The following is a 26,273-nucleotide window of genomic DNA, read 5'->3' as shown; positions in this document are numbered from 1 at the left end:
GTCAGGACGAAGCCGCTGAGGACGAAGAAGAACGACACGCCCATCCAGCCGGCCTTGCTGAACAGCCAGCGGAAGCCGTCGGCGACGCCCTCGTCGGCGAAGGGGTTCATCGAGATGAACACCAGCGAGGCGTGGAAGAAGAAGACCAGGGCGGCGGCGATGAACCGCAGGCCCGTCAGCGAGGGGAGTTTGGGTCTGGCGGGAGGCACGGGGCTGCTGGGCATGGGCGGTGCTGCCTTCCTCGTTCGGTGGGCGCGGTTCAGGAGGCCTGGGCGGCGGCGGTGGCGGTGGCGGCGGGTTCGGCGGCCGCCGGGGCTGCTGCGGCGGCCCGGCGCCGGCCGGCGTACACGGTCTGGGCGATCAGGAGGGCGCCGAGGGCGGTGAACGCGGCGGCGCCGAGCGTGACGGCGCGGGTGCCGAAGCCCTCGTCGATGAGCCGGCCGCCGGCCCAGGAGCCGAGGGCGGCGCCGAGGCCGAAGGCGGACATGTTGGCGGTCAGGGACAGCGTCGGGGCGTCCGCCGCCGCGGAGAGGACCTTCGCCTGGAGGCCGGGGATCAGGGCGAAGGTGGCCATGGAGAACAGCAGCAGGAAGACGGCCCCGCCGACGGCGTACGGCGCCGCGGCCCAGTACAGGACGCAGACGGCGGCCAGCGTCCAGGACAGGCGGAGCACGGCCCGGTCCGCGGACCGGTCGGCGTACCTGCCGCCGAGGGCGTTGCCCGCGATGGAGCCGATGCCGTAGGCGATGAGGACGGCGGGAACCCAGGCGGCGGGGAAGCCGCCGACGTCGGTCAGCAGCGGCACCATGTACGTGATCAGGGTGAACATGCCGGCCGAGCACAGGACGGTGGCGAGGACGGTGCCGACGACCTGCCACTCCTTGAAGACCCGCAGCTCGTGCGCTGCGGAGGAGCCGGCCGTGCGGCCGTCGTCCGGGATGACGAGCAGGATCAGGGCGGCCGCGGCCAGGGCGAGCACGGCGACGCCGGCGAACGTGGCGCGCCAGTGCAGCTGTTGGGCGACGAGGGTGCCGAGGGGGACGCCGAGCACGGTCGCCAGGTTCACGCCGAGCTGGGTCGCGGCGACCGCGGACCCCTCCTTGCCCTCGGCGGCCATGCCGCCGGCGGTGACCACGCAGACGGCGAGGAAGGTGCCGTGGATGACGGCGGTCAGCATCCGGCCGGCGACCAGCAGGGCGAAGGTGGGCGCCAGGCTGGAGAGGACGTTGCCGGCGACGGACACCAACAGCAGTGCCACCAGCAGGTACTTGCGGCGGATCCGGGTGGACGCCGCGGTGACGAGCGGTCCTCCGACGACCACGGTCAGCGCGTAGACGGTGACGAGCAGGCCCGCGGTGGGGATCGTCACGGACAGGTCTTCGGCCAGGTCGCCCAGCATGCCGCTGGGGGCGAGTTCGGCGGTGCCGACGCAGAAGATGGCCAGGATCAGTACAGCCATACGGGACCGCATGGAGTGCCTCTCGTGTGCAGCGGGGCGGTGGGCGGTTCACGGGCGCTCGGGCGGCCGGTCGTGGACTCCGCCCGGCGGGCCTGTGCAGGCGGCGCCGGGCATCAACGTGCACGCCGTCTGTCGCTCTGACCGGCATGGGAAATCCTTCCCGAAGCCTGACGATTACCTTAGTGGCGACTTGGCCACTATACAAGCAGCTTGATCGACAAAAGAGCTCGCGCTGTCGTCAGCGCGAGCTCCCTGGAGTGGCGGGGCGGCGGTTACGCGGGACGCCCCGAGGGGATCGGCCGCCTCAGCAGCACCACGGCGAGCACTGCCGCCGCGAGCACGGCGGAGACGGCCGGCAGCAGCGCAGTGGGGCCGCCCAGCAGGGCGGCACCGAGGGCCGATCCGCCGGCGATCCCCACCTGGAACCCCGTGACGTACACCGAGGACGCACGGTCGGCGTCCCCCGCGGCCAGCCGCATGACGCCGGTCTGGAATACGGGGCCGGCCGCCGCGAAGGCCCCGCCCCACACCGCCGTGGCGACGGCGGCCGCGGCAAGCCGCACCGCGGGCGGGGCGGGCGCGAACGCCAGCGCGAGGAGGGCCACACCGGCCGTGAACGCCGCCATGGTCACGGCCGCCGCGCGCTGCGGCGCCCGGTCGCCGTGCCGGCCGATCAGGTACGTCCCGACCGCCCCCGCGACACCGAAGACCGCGAGCAGGGCGACGACCGGGCCCGAACCGCCGGCGGCATCGGCCGTGATGACGGCGAAGTAGGTGTAGCTGAGGAAGTGCGCGGTCACGAGGACGACCGCCGTGCCGCACAGCCGCAGCACCGCGGGCCAGTCCACCGCTTCCTGCGCGTCCCCCTCGGCCCCGGCCCGCGCGGTGTCCGCCGGGACCGCGGCGGCCGCGCCCGGCCGGACGGCCCACACGAGCGCGACCGTGACGACCGCGGTGGCCGCCGCCAGCAGCAGGGCGGTGGCCCGCCAGCCGATGAGCCCGCCGACCAGCGTCGTGCCGGGGCTGCCGACGATCGCCGCGAGGGACGCGCCGCCGAACACGGCGGCGGTTGCGCTCCCCACCTGCGCGCGGGGCACCATGGCGGCGGCCGCCGGCGCGACGAGCGACCACAGCACGCCGTGCGTCAGGGCCGCGGCGACCCGGCTGGCGGCCATCATCGCGAACCCGGTCGAGGCGGCGGCGATCACCTCGGCGGCGATCAGCACGACCAGTGAGGCCGCCAGGGCCGTCCCGCGCGAGACACGGGAGGCGAGCGCCACCGCGGGGACGGTGACGACCGCGGCGATTACCGCGTACCCGCTGATCAGCAGGCCGACCCTGCCCTCGGAGACGTCGAGGTCCCGGGCGATGTCGCGGATCAGCCCGACGGGGAAGACCTCGAAGGTGACGTACACGAAGGTGGCCGCGGCGAGCACCGCCAGCCGGGCCGCGGTGGAGCCGCCGACCCTCCGCGCCGCCGGCGCGGCCGCCGCAGGGATCACCGGCCCGCACCGGGCGCCGTGCCGGCGTCCATCCGTACGAGGATCTTCGGGCGGGTGCGTGTGCCGTCCGCGAGGCGGGCGAAGGCGGCGTCCAACTCTGCGAGCGGGAAGACGCGGTCGACGAGGGCGTCCAGGTCCACGGCCCCGGACTCGACGAGGCCCACGAGCCGGTCCCAGTGGCCGATGCCGGACAGCACGCCGTGCACGGTGGCGTCCCGGATGACCAGGGCGGCCGCGTCGAAGCCGTCCACTGCGCGGTGCGGCGTACCCAGTTGGGCCACCCGGCCGCCGGCGGCGACGAGGCGGACGGCCGCGCGGACGGCCGCGGTGCTGCCGGACGCCTCCACCACGGCGTCGTAGCGCTCCTCGTCCGGGCCGGTGGGCGCGGCGGAGGCGCGCAGTCCCAGTCGGCGCGCCAGGTCGCGGGCTGCGGGCTGCGGGTCGAAGACGACGGGGTCGGCGCCGAGCGCCCGGGCCACCTGGGCTGCCGCGAGCCCGAGCGTGCCCCCGCCGAGGACCGCGACCCGGTCGCGGGCTCCGACCGCGAGCCGGTCGAGGGCGTGGACGGCGGCGGCGGTCGGCTCCAGCAGGGCCCCCGCCTCGTCGGAGAGGGCGTCGGGGATGCGGGTCAGGGTGTCCGCGGGCGCGGTGATCAGTTCGGCGCCGGCTCCCGGGCGGTCGCCGAGCACGCCGATCTCGCTGCGGTCGGGGCAGTGGCGGATGCGGCCGGCGCGGCAGTGCGGGCAGCTGCCGCAGGGCCGGAAGTTGTGCCCGGAGACCCGCTGTCCGGCCAGCTCCGGGTCGGTGCCGGGGCCGAGGGCGACGACGGTGCCGATCCATTCGTGGCCGGGGACGAAGGGGTAGCTCTTCCAGCCGTCGCGCAGGTAGTTGCTGGTGCCGTCGTAGAGGCCGAGGTCGGTTCCGCACAGGCCGAGCAGGGCCACGCGGACGAGCACCTCCCCGGGGCCGGGTGCGGGCGGGTCGACCTCGGCGACCGACACCGCGCGGGGGCCGGTGAGCTGAATGGCTTTCATCGTGGATCCTCGGAGTGGGTGGGGTGTGCGGCGGCGCGGCAGAGCGTGATGTCCTCGGGCAGGCGTGCGGCCCGCGCGCCCCGGTAGTCGTTCTCCACGAGCACGGAGCGGGCCGCGGACCGCGCCAGCAGGGCGGGCAGCTCCGCGAAGGCGGCGCCCGGGGCCGCCGGGCCGACAGCCGGGTCCTTCACGTGCAGGTCGGGCAGCAGCAGCCCGGCCGCCCCGACCTCGCGGGCGAAGTCCAGGGGGTCCTCCCCGGCGTCGCGGAGGTTGCCGGTGTCGAGCACCAGGCGCAGGGCCGGGTGTGCGACGCGGCGCGCCAGGGCGAGGAGTTCGCGGTGGCCGAGCGGGGACTCGTAGGCGAGGGCGAGGCCCGCCGGTGCGGCGCGTTCGCACAGCGTGCGCAGCGCCTCGACGGTGCCGGTGCGCAGTCCTGCGGTGGCGGGTGTGCTGCGCCGGAAGCCGGGGACGTGCAGCACCCCGGCCCCGAGGCGGAGCGCGCAGTCCTGGGCCCGTTCCAGGAGGGCGAGCGCCGCCGGGTTGGCGGTGCCGCGCTCCTCGGCGAGGCCGAGGTCGTTGACGTGGTTGACGGCGAGGACCGGCACCGGGACGTCACCGGCGATGGCCTCGGCTTCGCGCAGTGCGGCGGGTTCACCGAGCGGGGTGCCGCGGTGGGCGCCCCCGTAGTCCAGGTGCAGCAGGTCCGCCCCGGCGGCGAGTGCGGTGCGGGCCGCGCGGCGCCGGTCGGTGCCGATCCGCCACTGGGGTGCGGCGACGGCCGGGGTCACGTCGGCCCGCCGATCCGGATGGCGGCCTTGAGGACCCGCCGGCCGCCGGCGGACCGGTCGTCCGCGTCGAGGACGGAGTTGACGAGGTCGGCGGCGCCCTCCAGGTCCACGGTGTGGGTGAGCACGCCGGCGCCCACATGGGCGCCGCCGCCGGCCAGGAGGAGGTCGAACGCCTGCCGCAGGTGCTCTCCGCCGACCCCGCGGTGGCCGTACAGCAGCAGGGGGCCGGCCGGGCGGTCGAAGCGGTGCACGCGGGGCGGCCAGGGGCCGCCCCCGCAGTTGTCCGCGCGCAGCGCCGCGACGTCGACCGGCCCGGCCGTCAGCGGGACGGGGCCCTCCGGCAGGCCGGCGTGCACGTCGACGAGGAGGGCGCCCCGGACGTGGCGGTCGAGCGCGGCCAGCGCCTGCCGCGTCCCGGTGCGCGGGGTGGCGATCACGGCGGCGACCGGCCCAGGCAGCTCTGCCAGCGCCCGCGGCAAGCCGGAGTCGAGCGGGTGGACGGCGTCGGCGCCGTGCCCCACGAGCAGGGTGCGCAGGCCGGGGAGTTCTCGCTGCCAGGCCTCGCGGGCGAGCCGGCCGACGGTGCCGTCGCCCCAGACGGCCAGGGCGGCGGGCCGCGTCGTGTGCCGGGCGATCCGCAGCCCGTACAGGACGGAGGCGAGGGGTTCGGCGAGCGCGGCGGCCCGCGGTTCGCCGGCGCCGTCCGGGACGGGCAGGACCAGTCCGGCGCGGACCGCGGCGGCGGGGATGCGGGTGCGCTCCGCCCACAGGCCGGGCAGGTTGTGCCCCAGCAGGAAGGACGGGTCGTCGGGATGGGTGGGGTTGACGGTGACGAGCCGGCCGGCGGGCAGCCCGGAGTCGCCGGGCTCGACGACGCGGGCCACGCCCTCGTGGCCGGGGACGGGGCTGGGGTCGCCGCGCAGGCCGCGCAGGATCTGCCAGTCGGTGCCGCAGATCCCGGCGGTCAGCGGGGCCAGCAGCATGTCGCCGGGCGCGAGGGGCGGTGTCGGCACCTCGGCCACCTCGACGCGGGTGCGGCCGCGGGCGTCCGCGGGCAGGCGCCGCAAGGCGCGGTGAACCGCCGGGCTCACCGGACGATCCCCGGCAGCCAGCGCCCGATCCGCTCGGCACCCTGGAGCGGGTCCACGGCGCCGGGCCCGCAGAAGACGAGTCGCTCGGCGAGCCAGGCGCCGTCCCTGCCCGGGTCGGCGTACGAGGTGGGGACGGCGAGTTGGCGGCGCAGCTCGTCGGCGTAGTGGGTGCCGAGCCCCTCGACGACTCCCCCGCCGAGGCCGAGCAGGTCGAGGTGGGGGTCGAGGCACCACAGGGTGCGGAGCATGTTGGCGACGGGTTCGACGCACAGTGCGAGGAGGCGGCGTGCGGCGGGGTCGCCGTCGGTGAGTGCCGCGGGCAGCCATGCCGGGAGGCCGGGGCCCGCGTCGAGGCCGAGCCGGGCGGCGACGCGGGCGATGCCGGGTCCGGAGGCGACGGAGGCGAGGTGGTCGACGCCCCCGCATTCGCACGGCAGGCCCGACCGCTCGGGCACGGCGCCGGTGACCATGGCCGGGAGGTGGCCGATCTCGCCTTGGAGGCCGCGGTCGTCGACGGGGATCCGCCGGCCGTCCAGGTCGGCGACGCGCAGGGCGATGCCGCTGCTGATCGTCAGGTATCCGATGCGGCGGGTGCCGTGCCGGGCGTGTTCGACGACGAAGTCGGCGAGGGCGGCGGTGACGTCGTTGACGAGGCTCCAGGCGACGTCGGGGCGGCGCCGGCGCAGTTCCGCCCCGAGGTCGTAGGGCTCCGCCTCGGCTCCCCACAGGGGGGCCGATCCGTGGACGGTGCCGGTGAGGTGCTCGATGGCCGCGCCGAAGGAGAGCGCGGCTTCGGCGTTTTCGGGGGCGGCCGCGCACAGCATGTCGACCATGTCGGCGCGGAGTTCGGCGACGGGCCGGCCGGGGTGGTTGAGCCGGCTCGGGGAGCGGAGCCGTTCGACGGGGGCTCCGGGACCGCCGGTCCGCAGCCGCGTCCAGGTGCCGCCTATGTCGGCGGCGAGGGTCGCGCGTGGGGCCGGGGGCGCGGGCGCCGACGAGGGGGATGCGTTCACCTGCCCGCCCCCGTTCGGGCGGCGGCCGGCTCGGGGGTGGTCAGGACCACGCGGGCGGGGCCGGCCGGGGGCACGGCCGCCCGGAAGCCGCGGAAGTCGGGGAACCGCTCGGCTTCGCCGTCGTGGGCGGTGAGGCCGCCGATGACGAGGGTGCGTGCGCCGCTGTCCAGGCCGGCGCGGACCCCGGCGGGCGAGTCCTCGAAGACGAGGGCGCAGGCCGGGTCCGCCCCGAGGGCCGCGGCGGCGCGCAGGAACCCCTCGGGGTGGGGCTTTCCGTGCTCCACGTCGTCCGCGGTGACCATGAGCGCGGGAAGCGGCAGTCCGGCGGCGGCCATGCGGACCTCGGCCAGCCTGCGGCCGGCCGAGGTCACGACGGCCCAGGAGCCCGGCGGCAGGGCGGCGAGGAGCTCGGCCGCGCCGGGGACGGCGGTGATGCCGGCGGTCTCGGACTCCTCGTGCGCGACGAGCCGCCGGGTCTCGGATTCGGCGAGCAGGGGGTCGGTGAGGAAGCGGCCGACGGTCTCCCGGGTGGGGCGGCCGTGGGCGTGGGCGAGCACCTCGGCGAGGTCCAGTCCGTGGCGTGCGCAGAAGCCGGCCCAGGTGGCCTCCACGAGTCCGGTCGAGTCGACCAGCGTGCCGTCCATGTCGAACAGCAGCGCCGAGGTGGGTATGTCTGACAAGGGTCCTCCTGGATCGTGGTGGCCGGGTTGCCCGGCCGTGCTGGGGTGGCGCTACCGGCTCAGGGCGTCCAGGGGGCGCGACTGGGACGCCGGCAGTCCTTCGCGGACCGGCGACCAGCTCCCGTCGGGCTGCACCACGAGCGCTTCGCCGTGTTCGGCGGCTCCGCGGGTGCGGGCGAGCCGGTCGGCGAGCGGGGCGAAGGCGGCCGGGGCCATGTAGCCGCTGTAGTCGAAGTCCTGCGGGCGACGGGCCCGGATGCCGGGGGTGTCGACCATGCCGGCGGGCAGCGCCTGGACGAACCGGACCTCGGCGGGGTCGGTCTCCTGGGCGAGGGAGCGGACGAGGGAGTCGGCCGCGGCCTTGGTCGCGGCGTAACCGGCGCGGCCGGGGCCGGCGTTGTAGACCACCTCGGACGAGATGTGCAGGAACAGGCCCGGTGCGGCGGCCCGCAGCAGGGGCATGACGGCCCTCAGGGTGCGGGCCAGGCCGTGGACGTTGACGGCGAACTGGTCGAGCCAGTCGGCCTCGCCGGTGTCCAGGAACGGCTCGCGCCGCGAGGTGAAGTAGACGGCCGAGTAGCAGACGAGGTCGGCGCGGGCAGGCAGGCCGGAGCGGAGCGCCTCGGCGGAGGCGGCGGCGTCCGTGAAGTCCAGGGGGTGCCACACCAGGGAGTCTCCGCCGGGGCCGGCCGGCCGGCTGCGGCTGAAGACGTGGGTCTCGATGCCGCGGGCGGCCCAGGCGTCGGCGATGCCGCGGCCGATGCCGGTGGACCCGCCGACGACGACCGCGGTGGCCGGGGGTGCGGTGCGGTCGGCGGCGGTCATGCGCCCACCTGCTCGGGTACGCGGGAGAGGGCCGCGGCGGCGGGCTCGGCGGCGCGGTGGCGCTCCCACAGCAGGTCGGCGGCGTCCCGGAGTTCGCCGGGGGTGACGTCGTTGACGAAGCGGTGGCGGCCGATGCCCATCGGCAGCGGCAGCCGCTGCCGGCCGTCGCGGTGGCGGACGGTGTCGCGCAGGGCGTCCTCCAGCAGGGCGGTGTCGTGCAGGACGTCATTCCAGGCGGGCAGGCCGAGGCCGCGGATGACTGAGTGGATGCGGTCGGCCTGTGCGGCGGTGACGTCGCCCCGCAGCGTGGCCATGGCGGTGGTCAGCGCCATGTCGATGACGACGGCCTCGCCGTGGAGCAGCTCGGGCAGGGCGTGCATCTCCAGGGTGGGGCTGAAGGTGTGGCCGTAGTCGACGCAGCGCTCCAGCTCCGACTCCCACAGGTTGGGCTGGAGTTCCTCGAGCATGAGGTGGATGGCCTCGGCGACGATGGCGTCGGAGGCGGCGGCGAGTTCGGGGGTCGTGCCCTGGAAGCGGTCGGCGCGGACGGCCGGGCCGTGCTCCTCCAGCAGGCGGAAGAGGTCATCGGAGCGGATGAGGGCCATCTTCAGGATCTCGGCGAGGCCGTTGCTGACGTGCCGGAACGGCAGGCTGCGCAGGAAGGTCCGGTCGAGGAACGTCGCCGTGGCCGGCGCGTAGGTGCCGAGCCGGTTCTTCCCGCGCTCGTAGTTGACGCCGGTCTTGACGCCGACGCCGGCGTCGACCAGGCCGATCAGGGTCGTGGGAATCCGGATGTAGGGCGTTCCGCGCCGGTAGAGGCTGGCGGCGAAGCCGACGATGTCGGTGAGCACGCCGCCGCCGATGGCGAGGACGGGCTCGCGCCGGCGGTCGATCCCGAAGTCGTTCATCGCGTCGACGACGCGCGAGACGGCGTCCCACTGCTTGACGGTCTCGTCGGCGCGCAGCGGGACGACGGCGGCCTCGATGCCGTGGGCGGCGAACCACTCGCGCACCCGGGCCCCGTAGAGCACGTCGACGTTCTCGTCGATGACGACGAGGCGCCGCTCGCCCCGCTTCATGGGCACGTCGGGGCAGCCGTCGAGCAGCGCCGTGTTGCCGGGTTCGAAGAGGCCGTCGGAGCTGACGACGTGGTAACGCACCTGGCGGACGGCCTCGACCGTCCATGCCGGGCCGTCGCCGACGGCCTGGCGGAGTCCCTGAGTGAAAGCAGTACCGCTGCGCATGTCCCCTCCAGTTCGAGCGCCATATGACAGGGCAAGAGAAGTCTTCATCGGCGCTTCGTCGAATATAGTAGCAGCAGCGCTTCCAAGACGTCACATGTGTTATACTTTCCGCAAGCGCCGCTATGACAAGCGAGAATGCGCGTGCACGGGAAGACGGTCGAGCGTGAAGGCCTCTGTGCTCACTGACGAAACCCGCCGAAAGCTCCGGAGGTCGGTCTCATGGCAACGCTGGCGGAACGCCTGAACGCATGGTTCGCCGATGCCGCCACGGCGGATGCCGTGGGCCGGCTGCGCGAGCCGTCGACCGCCGAAGTCGCCCAGGCCATCTCGGAGGATCCCCGGCACGGCGTGACGATCTCCCGGAGCTACCTGACGGCCCTCCGCAACGGATCGCAGACCAATCCCACGGTCAGTGTGCTGTCGGCGATCGTCACGTACTTCCAGGGGCGGGACATGACCCTGCCCGTCTCGGTCAGCGCCCTCATCGACGAGGAGCCGCCGGCGCGCACCTCCGAGCTGCCGCAGGAGTGGGCGGCCCTGGCCGACCGGCAGGTCCGCTCGATCGCCCTGCGCGCAGGGCAGTTCACGCCCGAGCTGCGCGACCAGCTGCTCTCGATCATGGACGTGCTGGACGCCTCGCGGCAGCAGCGGCCTTCCGGCCGCGACGGCGCCCCGGACGCCTCCTAGACCGCCTCGGGCGCGGGCTCCCACATCCCCCCGCAGAGGCCCGCCGTGCGCGGCCCGGTGCGCATCGCGCGCAGTTCCAGGGAGAGCCTGACCAGGGCGCCCAGGTCCTCCTCGTAGTCGGTGCCGCCCGCGCGGCCCTCGGACCTGGGGGCCAGGACGAAGACCGACGCCGTCGGCGGGGCGCCGTCCGCGCCGTCCTGCTCCCGCAGCCGGCGCAGTGCGCGGTCCACGAGGCAGGCCGAGGTGCGGGGGTCGTCCTCCGGCGCCGCCTCCTGCGACTCCTCGGCGACGAGCCGGAGGTAGGGGCCGAGGCGGGTGAGCCCGTCGCGGCACTCCACGTACCGCCGGTAGACGGCCGGGGCGCTGACGAGCAGGCGGGTCCGCCGCCGGTGGTGGTGGTCGAGGACCAGCTCCGGATGGATCTCGACCATCCGGTTCCACAGCTCCTCCAGGCCGAGGAACTGCGCGCGGTGGTCCAGCCGCTCGCGCACGATCTGCACGACGCTGACGAAGCACGGAAGGCTGAGTCCAGCGCACACCACGATCGTCGCGACCTGGCCGAAGACGAAGTCGTCGGCGTACGTGATCGCCCGGCCCGGCTCGCGCAGGGTCGGCAGGTTCACCCACAGGAAGCGGAACACGCAGGTGAGGGCGAGCGCGGTCAGCCCGCCGGAGATGACGGTCAGCGAGAGCCGGCGCAGCGAGCGGCCGTTGCGGGCGTGCCGGGCGGCGAGCAGCGCGCAGGCGGCGTATCCGAAGAAGAGGTAGAAGTTGCCGAAGTTGTAGAAGGTGCGCACCCGCCAGTCGACGAGGTACTCCGACGTCAGGACGTGGTTGCGCAGGTGCGGCGGGAGGGCCGCGGTCATGGAGGTCATCACGGACAGGCAGATCGCGCAGGCGACGACCTCCCACGGCCACGGCCCCCGCCAGCGGGTCAGCGGGCACTCCCGCAGGAAGCCGACCATGAGGCCGAGCCCGATCAGGATGGCCACGTTGAAGGTGATCTTCGTGAAGCCGGGGAACGTGTACCCGTCGACCCAGGCGAGGACCGGTGGCTGGGCGAGCACGTTGCCGATGCCCATGAGGAACAGCGACAGGAAGAGGTGCAGCCTCATGGGGTCGCGGAAGCGCCGCTGGACCAGGGCGGGCATCATCCAGGCCGCCCCGCCGAGCAGCGTGACGATGGCGATCAGGTTGAGGACGCTCACGTCGCCCCGTCGGTCAGGACCAGGCTGTTGTAGACGGAGGGCCGCCACGGCTCGTCGAGCCCGTAGCGGCGCGCGCGCCGGCTCATGGAGATGGCCTGGTTCATGATCGTCGAGGCGATGATCTCGGCGTCCCGCTCGTCCCGGTCGGAGTAGCAGGTGCGCAGCTGCACCTGCTCCGGCCGCTCGCCCGCGAGGTCGTAGGCGATGATGTGGCCGACCTCGTGCAGGATGATGTGCGCCTGGTGCGCCTTGGTGGTCTTCGCCTGGTAGGCGATGACGTCCTCGTGCTGCCGCGAGATCAGGATGCCGAAGGGTCCGTCCGCCGGAAGGTCCCATTCCAGCAGGGTGATCGGCGTCCCCCGCATCTCGCCGAGCCGCTCGCACAGCGCGGTGACGCTCAGCGGCAGCTGCGGCTCCAGCCGCCTCATCAGGCAGCGGCTGTGGGCGCGCAGTTGCGCGTCGCGCAGCCGGTCCTTCCGCGTGCGTGGTGATCGTTCTAAACCCCGCCCGAACCGACCGAACACAAGGCCCCCTCCCCGTTCGCTCACCGGCCGGTGACCCGGGGCGCGACGCGGGGGTCGCTTCCGGGCCTGCCGGCCACGGGGCAAATCTACGCCACCTGCACGGCCCCGGACGCTTCGCGAGAGGAAGATCACGGTGCGCCGGCGGCGGGGAACATGCTGGTCAGGGTCGTTCCGGGCGCCCGGTCGGGGGTGCGGCGCGGTGCGGTGCGGGGCAGGGCGGGACGGGGAGCGCAGTGATCGGATTGGGGATTCCGCGGGGGCTGAGCGCACAATGTGTCCTAGCAGACAAACCCACGCGAAGGGCATGAAAGGCGGCACGGGCGCGGTCGGGACGGCCGGCCGGACGTGCGGCGCCGGTGCCGGGTGGGAGGGAAACGGTGAGTTCCGAACCGCGCTCCGAGCGCCCCACCGGCCCGCCCTCAGGCCCGCCTGCCGGGCCTCCCTCCGGCCCGCTCTCCGGCCGCCCCTCCGGCGACGCGACGAGGCCCGTCCCGCCGCCTCCCCCGCCGACGGTCGGCGGCAGCAGCGGAGGCGGGCCCGGAGGGCCCGGTGGCCCGGGCGGCCCGGGCGGTCCCGGCGGCCCGGCGCAGCAGCCGGGCGGCGGCGGACGCCCGTGGTGGCGCTCGGTGCCGCGGATCGCGACCGTGACCGGGGCGGCGGTGGTCGCCGGGGTCCTGGCGGTCGTCTTCACCCGGCCCGACGGCGGGGGCGCCGGCGGACGGCAGACGGCGGCCGGAGAGGTGATCCTGGAGCCCACCGGCTCCACCGGCGAAGAGCCGTTCACCCCGTCCACGGCCAACGCGACGACCGCGCTGCCGGCGGCGGCACCCCGCGCCGCTCCGACGGCCGCCCGGACCATCACGAGCGTGGCGGGCTCGGAGCCCGGCCTGTACGGAGGCAGCCGCAACCTCGCCAGCTGCGACGTGGAGAAGCAGATCCGCTACCTCGGCTCGGACCCCGCGAAGAACAGGGCCTTCGCCTCCGCCCTGAAGGTCGAGGAGACCGCCGTACCCGGCTACCTGCGCTCGCTCACGCCCGTGCAGCTCCGCTCGGACACGCGCGTCACCAACCACGGCTACCGCAACGGCGCGGCCACCGGCTACCAGGCGGTGCTCCAGGCCGGCACGGCCGTCCTCGTCGACGGCCACGGCGAGCCGAAGGTGCGCTGCGCCTGCGGCAACCCGCTGAGCCGCGCGGTCCCGCAGGCCGGCACCCCGGAGCAGAAGGGGAAGAGCTGGCCCGGCTACCGGCCGCAGAACGTCGTGGTCGTCAACCGCTCGGAGACGCCGGTCAAGGTCTTCGTCATCTTCGACCAGAAGGACCGGCAGTGGGTGAGCCGGCACTCGGGCGACCACGGCAAGCACGACAAGAAGACGCAGCCGCCGCCGAAGCACTGGCCGCTGCCGCCGACCGCCCCGCCCGTGACGGACACGCCCGCGACGGGGTACCCCGACGAGTCCCGCGACCCGCGCTCGCCCGGGACCGGGACACGCGAGCCGCAGACCCCCGGCCGCGAGACCGGGCGGCTCGAAAGCCCGGCCCCGACGCCGCCGGCCTCCGAGCGCCCCCGCGTACGGGAGAGCCGGCCGCCCGCGTCCGAGTCCCCGGACCGCGAGACCCCGGGCCGCGAATCCCCGTCGGCGCCTGCGTCACCCGAGCGACCGAACCTCCGGGACCCCGAGACCGAGCGCCCGGACACGCCGTCCGAGGAGAGCCCCGCACCCCAGCCGTCCGCACCCCCTTCGCAGGAGCGCCCGAACCTGCGGGAGCAGTCCGAGCCGCCCGCCCCCGAGCCCTCCCCGGCGCAGCCCTCGGCTCCCGCCCGGCAGTCCCCCCAGTCCCCGGAGCGGCAGGGGGACACGCCGCCCGAGGCGCCGAGCCAGGAACCGCCCGCCCAGCAGCCCTCGGCCCCCGCCGAGCAGGAGCGCCCCGCCCGGCAGTCACCCGCGCCCGACGGCCCCGGCGAACAGCAGCAGCCCGGCGAACAGCAACAGCAACCGGAGCAGCAGCAACCGGAGCAGCAGCAGCCCGAGCAGCAGCCCCAGGAGCAGCAGCCGGAGCAGCAGCAGCCCGACAACCAGCAGCAGAACTACTGACGGCACCGGCGGCACGGCTCCCGGCGCCGCGGCCCGACAGCGATCCCTGACCGGCCTGTCAAGTAACGAATTGCCGGAACTACGCCCCGGATCCCTCTCCCGGCACGGTGGAAGTCCACCGCACCGCACCCCCGCAGGAGCGGTCGCCGAAGGGATCGGAGAGGTCCATGTTCCGCCGTGCAGGGAGCTTCGCGACGCGCCGGCCGCGGCTCGTCCTCGTGGCCGGCCTCGTCTTCCTCCTGCTGTCCGCCGTGTTCGGTGCCGACGCGGCCGGCAGGCTGAAGACGCAGGGGTACGACGACCCCGGCTCCGAGTCAAGCAGGGCCGCCGCCGTCGCGGCCGCCGAGCACCTCGGCGCCTCCCCGAACCTGGTCCTCGTCGCCCGGGCCGGCGCCGGCTCCGTCGACTCCCCCGCGGCCCGCGCCGCCGGGGGGGAGCTCACCCGGCGCCTCGCCGCCCGGCCGCACGTCGACTCCGTGGCCTCGTACTGGACCGGCGGCGCCGCGGAGCTCCGAAGCCGCGACGGCCGTACCGCGATGGTGGCCGCGCACGTCGGCGGCGAGGGCGAGCGGCTCTCCGAGCGGGTGCGGGAGCTGGCCGCAGACCTGACCCGGCCGCCGTCCGCCGCACCGGCGCTCACCGTGCACGCCGGCGGGTCGGCGCTCGTCGACGCCGAACTCCAGGAGGTGTCGGAATCCGATCTGAAGCGGGCGGAGGCGGTCGTCCTGCCCGGCACCCTCCTGCTGCTGGTCCTGGTCTTCGGCAGTGTCGTGGCCGCGGCCCTCCCGCTGCTGATCGGCGCCCTGGCCGTCGCCGGCACCCTGCTCGTGCTGAGCCTCCTCGGCTCTCTGACCGACGTGTCGGTGTTCTCCCTCAACCTGACCACCGCGCTCGGCCTCGGCCTGGGCATCGACTACGGGCTGCTCGTCGTCTCCCGCTTCCGCGAGGAGCTCGCCGCCGGGCACGCCCCGCGCAGCGCCGCCGTGCGCACCGTGCACACCGCCGGCCACACCATCCTCTTCAGCGCGGCGACGGTCTCGGCGGCCCTCGCCACCCTGCTCGTCTTCCCGCCGTACTTCCTGCGCTCGTTCGCGTACGCGGGCATCGCCGTGGTGGCCGTGGCCGCGGTGAGTGCCGTGACCGTGCTGCCCGCGCTGCTGGTGCTGCTCGGCAGGCGGGTCGACGGCTGGCCCGTCCCCTGGCGCGGGCGTGCCCGCTCCGGGTCCCGGTCGCGTTTCTGGGAGGCGCTGGCGCGGGTCGTCGTACGGCGGCCGCTGCTCGCGGCGCTGCCGGTGGTCGGGCTGCTGGTGCTGCTCGCCGCGCCGCTCGGCCACGCCGGTTTCGCCACCCCCGACGACCGGGCGCTGCCCGCCGGCAGCGCCGCCCGCCAGGCCGGGGACCTCGTCCGCCGCGAGTTCGACGCGAAGGGCGCCGGATCGCTGACCGTCCTCGTCACCGGCGGGGCCTCGGCGTCGGATCGGCAGGACTACGCCCGCCGCCTGTCCGCGCTGCCGGGCGTCGCCCGGGTCGCCGGCCCCGACGGGACCTTCCGGGGCGGGGCCGGCCCGGCCGCGCCGGGCCCGGCCGGCCCCGCGCCCGCCCCGGCTCCCGCCGGGGGCGGCGGGGACACGGCGCGGCTGGCCGTGGTCCCGCAGGACGACCCCCGCTCCCGCGCGGCGCAGCAGCTCGTGCACGACGTCCGCGACACGGCAGCCCCGGCGGGGAGCGAGGTACTCGTGGGCGGACCGAGCGCGGTGCTGGTCGACGCGAAGGACACCGTGCGGGACCGGATCCCGGCGGCCGTCGGGGTGATCACCCTGACCACCTTCCTGCTGCTGTTCGCGTTCACGCGGAGCGTGCTGCTGCCGCTGAAGGCGATCGCGCTGAACGCGCTCAGCCTCGCCGCCGTCCTCGGGGCCATGGTGTGGGTCTTCCAGTCGGGCCACCTCCAGGGCCTGCTCGGCTTCACGCCCGGCCCGCTCAGCACGACCATGCCGGTGCTGCTGTTCTGCATCGTCTTCGGACTGTCCGTGGACTACGAGGTGTTCGTCCTCGCCCGGATCAAGGAGGCGCACGACGCGGGGGAGGACAACGCCCGCTCGATCGTCTCGGGCGTCTCCCGCACCGGCGGCATCGTCACCACCGCGGGCGCCCTGCTCGCCTTCACCCTGCTGGCCTTCGGGACGTCCCGGGTCTCGCTGCTGCAGTTCTTCGGGATCGGCGCCGGAATCGGCGTCCTCCTCGACGCCACCCTCGTGCGGGGCGTCCTGGTCCCGGCGCTGATGCGGCTGGCCGGCGGCCTGAACTGGTGGGCGCCGCGCCCGCTGCGGGCCGAGGCCCCGCGCCCGCGGCCCCCGGCGCCGCCGCCCGCGCGGTGCCCCACCGCGGCACGGCTGTCGTCCGCACCCCCCGTCCCGGTTCGCGGCTGACACCGCGCGCCCCTACCGCCCGTACCTCCCGTACACCGTTCACCCCTGGAAGGAACCCCGCCATGACCGACATCGCCATCACCGGACTCGGCTGCCGCTTCCCCGGCGCCCCCGACGTACGCGCCTACTGGAAGCTCCTGCTGAGCGGGGAGCGCCGGTTCGGCCCCGTCCCGGCGGAGCGCTGGAACCACGAGCCGTTCCACGAGCCCGGTGACCCGTCGGCTCCGCTGGCCGCGTACACCGACCGGGTGGCGTTCGTCGACGGCGTGGACCGCTTCGACGCGCTGCACTACGGGGTGCCGCCCTCCCGCGCTCGGGCCATGGACCCGCAGCACCGGCTGATGCTCGACGTCGCCCGCGAGGCCCTCGACGACGCGGGGCTGGGCCGCGGCGGCTTCGACCGGGAGAACACCGGGGTGTTCGTCGGGATCTCGGTGTCCGACTACAAGGACCTGATGACGGCCCCGCTCCGGGCGATCGCCCTCGCCGACGACGAGGCGGACGGGGCGGAGGACCGCGGCCGGGTCGACGCGGCCAGGGAGCGGGCGCGCCGGCTGGGCACCTTCCAGCCGTACACGCTGCCGGGGAGCCTGCTGAACATGGCGCCCGGCACCATCAGCCGGCAGTTCGGCCTGGGCGGGCCGAGCTTCGCCGTGGACGCCGCCTGCTCCGGCTCGCTGGTCGCCCTCGACCAGGCCGTCGCGCACCTGCGGCAGGGCAGCTGCCGGACCGCAGTGGTCGGCGGCGTGTTCCTCAACCTCACGCCCGACGGCCTGATCGGATTCTCCAAGCTGCGCGCCCTGTCCGCGTCCGGGGTGTGCCGGCCCTTCGACGAGGAGGCCGACGGCTTCGTCCTCGGCGAAGGCGCCGGCGCGGTCGTCCTCCGCCCGCTGGCGGACGCCCTCGCAGCAGGCGACCGCGTCTACGCGGTGGTCAGGGGCATCGGCTCCGCGAACGACGGCGCCTCCCCCGGGCCGCTCGCCCCCACTCCGGAGGGCCAGCTGCGGGCGATGCGCCGCGCCTACGAGGACGCGGACGCGGCGCCGTCCTCCGTCGGCTTCCTGGAAGCCCACGGCACGGGCACGGCGGTCGGCGACCGCTCCGAGGTCGAGGCGCTGCTGCGGCTGCGGACCGAACACCCGGACGACGATCCGGGCCTGTGCTACCTCGCCGCCGGGAAGGCGCTCATCGGGCACTCGCTGGCCGCGGCCGGCATGGCGGGCTTGATCAAGACGGCGCTGGTCGTCCACCACCGCACGATCGTGCCGCAGCCGCCCACCTCGCCCCATCCGGACCTGCGCATATCCGCCGCAGGCCTGCGCTTCGCCGACACGGCGCGGCCCTGGCCGAAGGGGCCCGGCCCGCGGCGGGCCGCCGTCAGCTCCTTCGGGTTCGGCGGCACGAACGTCCACGTGGTGCTGGAGGAGCCGCCCACCCGGCCGGCGGCGCTCCCCGCCGCGCCCGCCGGCCCGCAGCTCCTGCTGCTGTCGGCGGGCAGCACGGAGCTGCTGGTCGAGCACGCCGGCGAGGTGCTCGGCGCGCTCGACGCCCTGCCGGCGGAGCAGCGCCCGCCGCTCACGGCGCTGGCGCACACGCTGGGCTCGCGGCAGCCGCTGACGGCCCGCCTCGCGGTCGTCGCGGACGACACCGACGGCTTCGTGCAGCGGCTTCGCGAGGCCCGCCGCCAGCTCGCGGACGGAGCCCGCGGCGATCTCGGGGACGGCGCCTTCGCCGCCGACGCGCCGCTGCCGGCCGGCCGGCGCCGCATCGCCTTCGTCTTCCCCGGCCAGGGCAGCCAGCGGCCGGGCATGCTGCGCGAACTCCACGAGAGGTTCCCCGGCTTCCGGGCGGACGCGGAGGCGCTCGGCGGCGTCGCCGACCGCGCCTGCGGAGTCGACGTCGCCGGCCTGCTGTACGGGGCTGCGGCCCGCACGCCGGGCTCCGGAGACGGGCTGCGGCAGCGGCTCGCCTCGACCGACGTGTGCCAGCCGCTCATCGGCACCGTGCAGATCGCCGCCACCCGCCTCCTCGCCGGCTGCGGCGTCTCCCCCGACCTGGCCCTCGGGCACAGCGCGGGCGAGTTCGCGGCCGCCGCGGCGGCCGGAGCGCTCACCGGCGAGGACGCCGTCCGCCTGCTGGCGCGCCGCGGGGCAGCCCTGAAGGAGGCCGAGCGGGAGGTGCGGGGCGGGATGCTCGCGGTGCAGGCCGACGAGGAGACCTGCCGGAGGCTCGCCGACGGCATCGACGGCGTGTGGCCCGCCTGCTTCAACCAGCAGCGGCAGGTCGTCGTCAGCGGCACGCCGGAAGGGCTCGCAGCGCTGCGGGAGGCCTGTGCCGGGGCGGGCGTGGTCACCGCGACGCTGGAGGTGTCGAACGCCTTCCACTCGCCCCTGCTCGACGGTGCCGAGGATGCCGTGCGCACGGCCCTCGCCGACTGCCGGCCGACCCGCCCGGCCCTGCCGTTCGTGTCGTGCGTGGACGCCGCGGTGCACACCGAACCCGGGGAGCTGGGCGGGCTGTGGGCGCGGCACGCGTCCGAACCGGTCCGCTTCGGCGACGCCGTCCGCACCGCGTACGGGGCCGGTGCCCGGGTGTTCCTCCAGGTGACCGGCGGCGGCTCGCTCCTGGCGTCCGTCCGCCGCAACCTCTACGGCCACGACGACGTCCGCGTCGCCGCCGTCGACGGGGACGGAGCGGACGGCGGCCGCGGCTTCGTCCTCACCCTCGCCCGGCTCGCCGTGCTGGGCGTCCCCGTCGATCCGCGCGCCCTGGTGCCGGAGGCCGGCCGCCGGACGGCGGACCTGCCGGCCGCGCGGCTCGCCACCCAGTCGTACTGGCTGCCCGGGCGCGCGTCGCGGCCCGACCGCCCCGCAGGCCCCGAAACCCCCACTCCCGAGGAGGCCCCGATGGACCTCACCGCGAACGGGACGGACCAGTCCGTGCAGGAGCTGCTCCGGCTGGCCCGGGAGCAGGCGGCGCTGATCGCCCGCCTCACGCAGGCGCTGCCCGCCGCGCAGGCCGCCCCCGAGTCGGCAGCCGTACCGGATCCCGCACCCCCGGCCGATGCGGCGGCGACCGCCGCGGACCCGGCTGCCGTACGGGATCCCGCACCGCCGGCCGATGCGGCGGCGCCCGTGGCCACGCCGCGGACGCCGGCCCCTGACCCGGGGCCCGCCGCCGACGCGGGCGACACCGCCTCCGGCGTCCTCGCGCACGTGGCCCGGATCAGCGCCTTCCCCGTGGCGCACCTGCGCGACGACCAGCTGCTCGTGGACGACCTCGGCTTCGACTCGCTGATGCTCACCGACCTGTTCACGGCTCTGAAGCGGCAGTACCCGGGGTGGGCGTTCGACGAGCGCACGGCGGACCGCCCCACCGTCGGAGGCCTCGCGGCGGCGGTCGCGGGTGCGACCGCCGGCCCCGCGGCCGGTGCGCTCCCCGTACAGCGGGCCCACGCCGCGCCGCCCGCCGATCCGCCGCCGCCGGCACCGGCACCGGCCCTCGATACGGCTCCGGCGGCCGCCGGCCCCCTGCCCGAGGAGCACACGCGGATCGAGTGCTTCCCGGAGATCGCGGCGCACCGCGAGCGCCTCTCCCTCCTCGACCGGACGGGCCTGGCCAACCCGTACTTCCTCGTCCACGAGGGCGGCATGACGGACACGACGGTGGTCGGCGGCCGGACGCTCCTGTCGTTCTCCGGCTACAACTACCTCGGCATGGCCACGCACCCCGCGGTCGGGGCGGCCGCCCGGGAGGCGGTCGCCCGCTTCGGCACCTCGGCGTCCGCCAGCCGCCTGCTGTCCGGGAGCCGGCCCGTGCACCTGGAGCTCGACGCCGAACTCGCGGACCTGCTCGGCTGTGAGGCCGCGGTCACCCTGGCCAACGGCCACGCCACGAACGTGACCGTGATCGGGCACCTCGTCGGGCCCGGGGACCTCGTCGTCCACGATTCCCTGGCCCACGACAGCATCCTCCAGGGCTGCCGGCTCTCGGGGGCGACCCGCAGGCCGTTCCCGCACAACGACGCGGCCGCCCTCGACGCGCTGCTGGCGCAGGTCCGCCACCAGTACCGCCGGGTGCTCGTCGTCGTCGAGGGCGTGTACAGCATGGACGGCGACATCGCCGACCTGCCCGCCCTCGTCGACGTCAAGCGCCGGCACGGCGCCCTGCTGATGATCGACGAGGCCCACAGCATCGGCACGGTCGGGACGACCGGCCGAGGGGTCGGCGAGCACTTCGGGGTCGACCGCCCGGACGTGGAGATCTGGTCGGGCACGCTGTCCAAGGCGCTGGCGAGCTGCGGCGGGTACGTGGCGGGCAGCCGCCGGCTCGTGGAGTACCTGCGGTACACGGTTCCCGGCTTCGTCTACAGTGCCGGCCTGACCCCCGCCGACGCGGCCGCGGCCCTGGCGGCGGTACGGCTGCTGCGGGCGGAGCCGGAGCGGGTCGCCCGGCTGCGGGAGAATGCGGCGCTGTTCGCCGGCCTGGCACGGGAGGCGGGCATCGACATTGGCGTCAGCCGGGACACCCCGGTGGTGCCGTGCATCGTCGGCGACTCCACGCGGACGCTGCGGCTCGCGCAGGCCCTGTACCAGGAGGGCGTCAGCGTCAATCCGATCCTGTACCCGGCGGTGCCGGAGGAGCTGGCCCGGCTGCGGTTCTTCGTCACCAGCGAGCACACGCCCGAGCAGATCCGCCGGACCGCGGCCGTGCTGGAGCGGGCGCACCGGCTCCTCGACCCGGCGTACGCCGCCTGAGGCCGCCGTGGACACCGTGTTCCCGCCGATCGCGCCCGGCCGCATCCACCGCTGGTGCGGGGCGACCGTCCTGACGGCCCCGCGGCCCGGTCTGCTCGCGGTGGCGCCTCCGCTGTCGCCGACGGAGGCGGACGTGCTCGGCGCGCTGCCGGCCCGGCGGCGGGCCGAGTGGACGGCCGGCCGCCTGCTCGCCAAGCGGCTGGCCGGGCAGGCGTACGGGGTTCCGCCGGCCGCGGTGGAGGTCCTGCCCCGTGAGGACGGCAGCCCCCGCGTCCTCGTCGGCGGCGCCCCGGTGCCGGAGGCGCACCTCTCGATCAGCCACACGGCCGGCCATGCCGCTGCCGCGCTCGCCCGGCGGCCGCTCGGGGTGGACCTGTGCGAAACGGGGTCGGCCGACGCGGTGCGCAGGGTCGCGGAGCACGTGCTGTCCCCGGGCGAGCTCCCGCTCGTCGCGGGCGGCCGGCCGGAGGCCCTGGCAGGGGCGTGGGCGCTGAAGGAGGCCGCGGTCAAGGCGGACCGGCGCAGCGTCTTCGGGGCCGCGCCGCGCGGCGTGCCGCTGCTGGGCCTGCGGCCGCCCCGGCTGGGCGGCGGGCGCCGCGCGGCGGCCTGGCGGGCCGGGAGCGCCGTGCTCGCCCTCGTCCTCGCCGGACCCGGAGCCGGGGCGGGCCGAGCGGCGGCCGGCGGCGGCACTGCGTTGGTGCTCCCTGCCGCGCTGGATCATGCTGGTGTGTGGAGCCCCTGGCCGTGCAGGTTCCCGTGGGACAGCGGCAGAGGAACGAGCGAGGGCGAGATGAGCGGCGATGGAGCGACTTCCCACCTCTCCGGGTGACCGGCCGGCGGGTTCGGAGGCGCCGTCCGGGCCGGCGTACACGGCCGCGGCGACCGTCAACGAGCAGGGCGTCGTCACCGAGTGGAGCGAGGGTGCGCGCCGGCTGCTCGGCTACGAGGCCTCCGAGACGGTGGGCCGTCCGGCCGCCGAGCTGCTCGCCGACGATCCGGCCGAGTCGGCGCGGAGGGCGGCGCCCTGGCAGGACCGGTGGAGCGGCACCGTCGCGCTGCGGCACCGGGACGGCCACCGGCTGGAGGTGGGGCTGCTCGCGCACCGCTGGACCTCGACCGGCGGTACGGCGAAGTGGTTCGTGGTGTCCGCCGTGACGGGCGCGCAGGGCCTCGGCTGGGGCGAACCGCTGCGCGAGTGGGCCTTCGCCCAGTCGCCCTGCTTCCTCGCGGTCTTCGACGAGAACCTCCGGCTGGTCCGGGCGAACGCGGGCATGGAGCGGACCTTGTCCCTGACGGAGCCGCAGATGCTGGGCCTGCGCCTGCCGGAGATCGCGCCGGATCCGGTGAGCGACGAGACGGAGCGGCGGATGCGGGAGGTCCTGGAGACGGGCGAGCCGCAGGTCGTGGACGCCTTCATCAGGCCGCCCGGGGCGAGCACCGAGCGCGGCTGGGTGACCTCTCTGGCGCCGCTGCGGGACCCGGAGGGCCGGGTGCACGCCGTGTGCCTCGCCGCGCACGACAGGACGGGCATCGAGGGGACCCGGCAGCAGGTGCTCGTCCCGCGCGACGACGCCGCCGCCCGCATCGGCACCACGCTGGACAGCTCGCGCACGGCGCAGGAGCTGGCCGACGTCGCGGTGCCGCGGTTCGCGGACTTCGCCGTCGTCGACCTGCTGGAGCCCCCGCCGCGCGGCGACGAGCCGTCGTCCGGGCTGCCGGCCGGTCCGGTCACGGTGTGCCGGATGGCGGTGCGGTCGATCCTGGAGGGCAGCCCGGAGTCACGGGTCTCGGTCGGGGAGACGACCGTGTACCCGCCGCTGTCTCCGCCGGCCGAGTGCCTGGCGGCCGGCCGCGGCGCCGTGTACGCGACCTCCGACCCGGCGATCGCCGCGTGGGCGGCCGAGGACCCCGGGGCGTCCTGGATCAGCGAGTACGGGACGCACTCGGCGATGGTCGTCCCGATGCGCGCCGACGGGATCACGCTGGGCGTGGCCGTGTTCGGCCGGCACCAGCACCGGGAGCCGTTCCAGTCGGAGGACCTGTGGGCGGCCGAGGAGCTGGCGACGCGTGCCGCCGTCAGCATCCACAACGCGCGCCGGTACACCCGCGAGCACACCACGACGATGACGCTCCAGCGGAGCTTGCTCCCGCAGACGCTGCCGGACCAGGCAGCCCTGGACATCTCCTCGCGCTACCTGCCCGCCGGCGGGGAGGCCGGGGTGGGCGGCGACTGGTTCGACGTGATCCCGCTGTCCGGGGCGCGCGTCGCCCTGGTGGTGGGCGACGTCGTCGGGCACGGCATCCGGGCCACGGCGACGATGGGCCGGCTGCGGACCGCCGTGCGCACCCTGGCCGACGTGGACCTGCCGCCCGACGAGCTGCTGACCTACCTCGACGACCTCGTCCTGCACCTTTCCGCCGACGAGGGCGACCGGCAGGGCGCCGGCGAGGCGGCGCTCGGTATCGGCACCACGTGCCTGTACGTGGTGTACGACCCGGTGACCCGCGGCTGCACCGTCGCCCGGGCGGGGCACCCGCCGCCGGCGGTGGTCTCGCCGGAGGGGTCGGTGTACCTGCTGGACGTACCCGCCGGGCCGCCGCTGGGCCTGGGCGGCCTGCCGTTCGAGACGGTCGAGACGGAGCTGCCGGAGGGCAGCCTGCTCGCCCTGTACACCGACGGCCTGCTCCAGGCGCGCGACCACGACATCGACGAGGCGCTGGACGGCATGTTCGCCGCGCTCGCCCGGCCGGCCTCGACGCTGGACACGGTGTGCGACCGGGTGCTGACGGCCATGCTCTCGCACCAGCCCGACGACGACGTGGCGCTGCTGGTCGCGCGGACGCGGGCGCTGCACGCGGACCAGGTGGTGGTGTGGGACCTCTCCTCCGATCCGTCCGTGGTGGGGCAGGCCCGCCGCAACGCCTCCGAGCAGCTGGCGGCGTGGGGCCTGGAGGAGGCGTCGTTCGTGACGGAGCTGCTGGTCAGCGAGCTGGTCACGAATGCGATCCGGTACGGGGAGCCGCCGATCCAGCTGCGCCTGATCCACGAGAAGAAGACGCTGATCTGCGAGGTCTCCGACGCGAGCAGCACGGCCCCGCACATGCGGCGGGCCCGGACGTTCGACGAGGGCGGGAGGGGCCTGCTGCTGGTTGCGCAGCTGGCCCGGCGCTGGGGCACGCGGCACGCCGCGGTGGGCAAGACGATCTGGGCGGAGCAGTCCCTCCTGGGGTTCTGACCAGCGGACGGGGCGCCTGTGACGCGCCTGTGACAGTCGGAGGACACGGCGGTGAAGGTACCGAGCCAGGCTTTTCCATAAGAGACAAAAGGGACATTCAGTAACGAGTCCCTCTGCTTCCGAGGACGTGAGCAGTGACGGCCGACCCCATGCGGCGGAGGAAAAGCCATGAGCCTCACACTCACCACCCCCCTCGTGCAGGACGAGACCCCCGCCACCTCCCTGGCCCCCCGCGAGCAGGAGACGCTGCGGCACATCGCCGCCGGGCGCACCTACCTGCAGACCGCCCGCCACATGGGTCTCTCCAAGCACACGGTCGACGCCTACCTGCGGCGCATCCGCGCCAAGCTGGGCGTCAACAGCACGGCGGAGCTGACCCGGCTGGCCATCGCCCTGGGGCTGTGACGGCAGGGCCCGAGCGGCCCCGCCGGTGAAGGCGGGGGCTCCGGGGGGAAGGGGGGGACGCACGACGGGGGGGATCCGGGGGCGGGGAGAGGTCACGTCCCTCCGGGCGTGCCGCGGAAGACCGGCCGGGCCCACTCCGGCGGCTCCGGCGGCGGCCCGGGGGGCTCTTCCGCTGCGGCCGACGGCCCGTCATCGTCCGGGGGCCGTACGAGTGTCCCGGCGCCCGCGGTCGCGGCGCGCAGGGCCGCGACGAACTCCAGGCACGATCCGTACCGGTCCTCGGGCACCTTCGCGAGACCCTTGGACAGCACCTCGTCGGCGGCGGCCGGGATCTCCGGCCGCCGCTCGGTCAGCGGCGGCGGCTGGTCGAACTGGTGGGCCCACAGCAGCGCGGCGTCCTCCTCGCGCTCGAACGGCGGCCCGCCCGCGAGGGTTTCGTAGACGACGCAGGCGAGGCTGTACAGGTCGCAGCGGCCGTCCACAGGCCGGCCCGAGATCTGCTCCGGCGCCATGTAGTCGAGCGTCCCGACGAACTCCCCCTCCGTGGTGAAGCCGGTGAGCGACAGCGACTTCTTCGTCAGGCCGAAGTCCGTCAGGTAGACGTGCTCGGGGTGCTCGCTGTCGGGGCCCGCGGCGACCAGGATGTTGCCCGGCTTGACGTCGCGGTGCACCAGGTCGTGCTCGTGGGCGGCGTCGAGCGCCGACGCCACCTGGGCGGCGATGCGCAGCGCGGTCGCAACGGGGAGCGGCCCCTCCCGGTCCAGCAGGGCCCGCAGGTCGGCCCCGGGGACGTACCTCATGGCGATGTACAGGACGCCGTCCGTCTCGCCCGCCTCGAAGATCGGCACGATGTGCGGGTGCTCGATCGACGCCGCCACGCGCGACTCGTGCGTGAACCTGCGCCGGAAGGTGTCGTCACGGGCGCGCTCGGGGGCGATGAGCTTGAGCGCAACCGTGCGGTCCAGGCGCAGGTCCTTGGCGCAGTAGACGACTGCCATGCCGCCGCGGCCGAGCATCCGCTCGACCCGGTAGCCGGCGATCTGCTTCCCGATCAGGCCGGAGGGCTGGCCCGCGTACACGCTCAGACTCGACGGCGTGCCCATACGGAAGAGTCTATGCGGCCCCTGTCGGGGGTGCCCCCGCGCGCGCGTGCGGGCGCCTCGGCCTGAGGGGGTGGGCCGGGGCGCCTGTGCGGGTCGGGTCCTTCAGGAGCAAGAAGGGTGGGTGCCGTTCATGAGGGCGGTCCAGTTGCCTTCGAGGTAGTGCTTCTTCCAGGTGTCGAGCTGCTGGGCGGG

Annotated in this window: 19 protein-coding genes and 1 pseudogene; 7 read left to right on the top strand and 13 right to left on the bottom strand. The window is 75.6% G+C overall.

The annotated features are described in order from the left end of the window. From IE170_RS32820 to IE170_RS22235, 10 genes and pseudogenes are all read right to left on the bottom strand, one after another. Window positions 1–224, bottom strand: a pseudogene (locus tag IE170_RS32820) (acyltransferase family protein); the annotation flags it as partial. 35 nt (window positions 225–259) lie between these two features. After that, window positions 260–1,459, bottom strand: coding sequence for an MFS transporter (locus IE170_RS22275; protein ID WP_189811214.1), 1,200 nt, complete (start codon window positions 1,457–1,459; stop codon window positions 260–262). Window positions 1,460–1,731: 272 nt separating this feature from the next. Further along, complete coding sequence (locus IE170_RS22270; RefSeq protein WP_229885064.1) at window positions 1,732–2,961, bottom strand: MFS transporter; 1,230 nt, start codon at window positions 2,959–2,961, stop codon at window positions 1,732–1,734. Beyond that, window positions 2,958–3,995, bottom strand: a complete 1,038-nt coding sequence (locus IE170_RS22265; protein WP_189811213.1) for a zinc-dependent alcohol dehydrogenase — start codon at window positions 3,993–3,995, stop codon at window positions 2,958–2,960. Before IE170_RS22265 ends, IE170_RS22270 begins: the two co-directional genes overlap by 4 nt. Continuing rightward, on the bottom strand, window positions 3,992–4,783 hold the full coding sequence (locus IE170_RS22260) for a sugar phosphate isomerase/epimerase family protein (RefSeq protein ID WP_189811212.1): 792 nt from the start codon (window positions 4,781–4,783) through the stop codon (window positions 3,992–3,994). The genes IE170_RS22265 and IE170_RS22260 overlap by 4 nt, the downstream gene beginning before the upstream one ends. Continuing rightward, on the bottom strand, window positions 4,780–5,874 hold the full coding sequence (locus IE170_RS22255) for an alcohol dehydrogenase catalytic domain-containing protein (protein WP_189811211.1): 1,095 nt from the start codon (window positions 5,872–5,874) through the stop codon (window positions 4,780–4,782). Before IE170_RS22255 ends, IE170_RS22260 begins: the two co-directional genes overlap by 4 nt. Beyond that, on the bottom strand, window positions 5,871–6,887 hold the full coding sequence (locus tag IE170_RS22250; RefSeq protein WP_189811210.1) for an ROK family protein: 1,017 nt from the start codon (window positions 6,885–6,887) through the stop codon (window positions 5,871–5,873). Before IE170_RS22250 ends, IE170_RS22255 begins: the two co-directional genes overlap by 4 nt. After that, complete coding sequence (locus IE170_RS22245; RefSeq protein WP_223857079.1) at window positions 6,884–7,567, bottom strand: HAD-IA family hydrolase; 684 nt, start codon at window positions 7,565–7,567, stop codon at window positions 6,884–6,886. Before IE170_RS22245 ends, IE170_RS22250 begins: the two co-directional genes overlap by 4 nt. Before the next feature lie 51 nt (window positions 7,568–7,618). Continuing rightward, window positions 7,619–8,392 carry an SDR family NAD(P)-dependent oxidoreductase gene (locus IE170_RS22240; RefSeq protein ID WP_189811209.1) on the bottom strand — a complete coding sequence of 258 codons (774 nt, stop codon included), beginning with the start codon at window positions 8,390–8,392 and terminating at the stop codon, window positions 7,619–7,621. Further along, the gene (locus IE170_RS22235; protein ID WP_189811208.1) at window positions 8,389–9,636 is read right to left on the bottom strand and encodes a sedoheptulose 7-phosphate cyclase; all 1,248 of its coding nucleotides are present in this window, start codon (window positions 9,634–9,636) and stop codon (window positions 8,389–8,391) included. The genes IE170_RS22240 and IE170_RS22235 overlap by 4 nt, the downstream gene beginning before the upstream one ends. A gap of 219 nt (window positions 9,637–9,855) precedes the next feature. On the opposite strand from IE170_RS22235, the gene IE170_RS22230 reads away from it, so the two are divergent. Beyond that, on the top strand, window positions 9,856–10,323 hold the full coding sequence (locus tag IE170_RS22230; RefSeq protein WP_223857080.1) for a hypothetical protein: 468 nt from the start codon (window positions 9,856–9,858) through the stop codon (window positions 10,321–10,323). On the opposite strand, the gene IE170_RS22225 is transcribed toward IE170_RS22230, so the two are convergent. Both IE170_RS22225 and IE170_RS22220 read right to left on the bottom strand, forming a co-directional pair. Then, complete coding sequence (locus tag IE170_RS22225) at window positions 10,320–11,531, bottom strand: MAB_1171c family putative transporter (protein WP_189811207.1); 1,212 nt, start codon at window positions 11,529–11,531, stop codon at window positions 10,320–10,322. The genes IE170_RS22230 and IE170_RS22225 overlap by 4 nt on opposite strands. Further along, window positions 11,528–11,959, bottom strand: a complete 432-nt coding sequence (locus tag IE170_RS22220) for a hypothetical protein (protein ID WP_223857081.1) — start codon at window positions 11,957–11,959, stop codon at window positions 11,528–11,530. The genes IE170_RS22225 and IE170_RS22220 overlap by 4 nt, the downstream gene beginning before the upstream one ends. 722 nt (window positions 11,960–12,681) lie before the next feature. On the opposite strand from IE170_RS22220, the gene IE170_RS22215 reads away from it, so the two are divergent. The 6 genes from IE170_RS22215 (at window position 12,682) to IE170_RS22190 (ending at window position 24,978) form a co-directional block, all read left to right on the top strand. Then, complete coding sequence (locus IE170_RS22215; protein ID WP_229885063.1) at window positions 12,682–14,151, top strand: DUF6777 domain-containing protein; 1,470 nt, start codon at window positions 12,682–12,684, stop codon at window positions 14,149–14,151. Window positions 14,152–14,318: 167 nt separating this feature from the next. Continuing rightward, window positions 14,319–16,580, top strand: coding sequence for an MMPL family transporter (locus IE170_RS22210; RefSeq protein WP_189811205.1), 2,262 nt, complete (start codon window positions 14,319–14,321; stop codon window positions 16,578–16,580). A gap of 62 nt (window positions 16,581–16,642) precedes the next feature. Then, window positions 16,643–21,337 carry a type I polyketide synthase gene (locus tag IE170_RS22205; protein ID WP_189811204.1) on the top strand — a complete coding sequence of 1,565 codons (4,695 nt, stop codon included), beginning with the start codon at window positions 16,643–16,645 and terminating at the stop codon, window positions 21,335–21,337. A gap of 7 nt (window positions 21,338–21,344) precedes the next feature. Then, complete coding sequence (locus IE170_RS22200; RefSeq protein WP_189811203.1) at window positions 21,345–22,166, top strand: 4'-phosphopantetheinyl transferase family protein; 822 nt, start codon at window positions 21,345–21,347, stop codon at window positions 22,164–22,166. Continuing rightward, window positions 22,138–24,573: a SpoIIE family protein phosphatase gene (locus IE170_RS22195; RefSeq protein WP_189811202.1), complete on the top strand. Its 2,436-nt coding sequence runs from the start codon at window positions 22,138–22,140 to the stop codon at window positions 24,571–24,573. Before IE170_RS22200 ends, IE170_RS22195 begins: the two co-directional genes overlap by 29 nt. 168 nt (window positions 24,574–24,741) lie before the next feature. Next, on the top strand, window positions 24,742–24,978 hold the full coding sequence (locus IE170_RS22190; protein ID WP_189811201.1) for a response regulator transcription factor: 237 nt from the start codon (window positions 24,742–24,744) through the stop codon (window positions 24,976–24,978). Window positions 24,979–25,070: 92 nt separating this feature from the next. On the opposite strand, the gene IE170_RS22185 is transcribed toward IE170_RS22190, so the two are convergent. Continuing rightward, complete coding sequence (locus IE170_RS22185; protein WP_189811200.1) at window positions 25,071–26,081, bottom strand: serine/threonine-protein kinase; 1,011 nt, start codon at window positions 26,079–26,081, stop codon at window positions 25,071–25,073. Between the last annotated feature and the right edge of the window lie 192 nt (window positions 26,082–26,273).

It is taken from the genome of Streptomyces toxytricini, assembly GCF_014649915.1.
Classification (GTDB): Bacteria; Actinomycetota; Actinomycetes; order Streptomycetales; family Streptomycetaceae; genus Streptomyces; species Streptomyces toxytricini.
The sequence above is the reverse complement of the archived record's forward strand: the minus strand, read 5'-3'. Positions and strand labels throughout refer to the sequence as shown.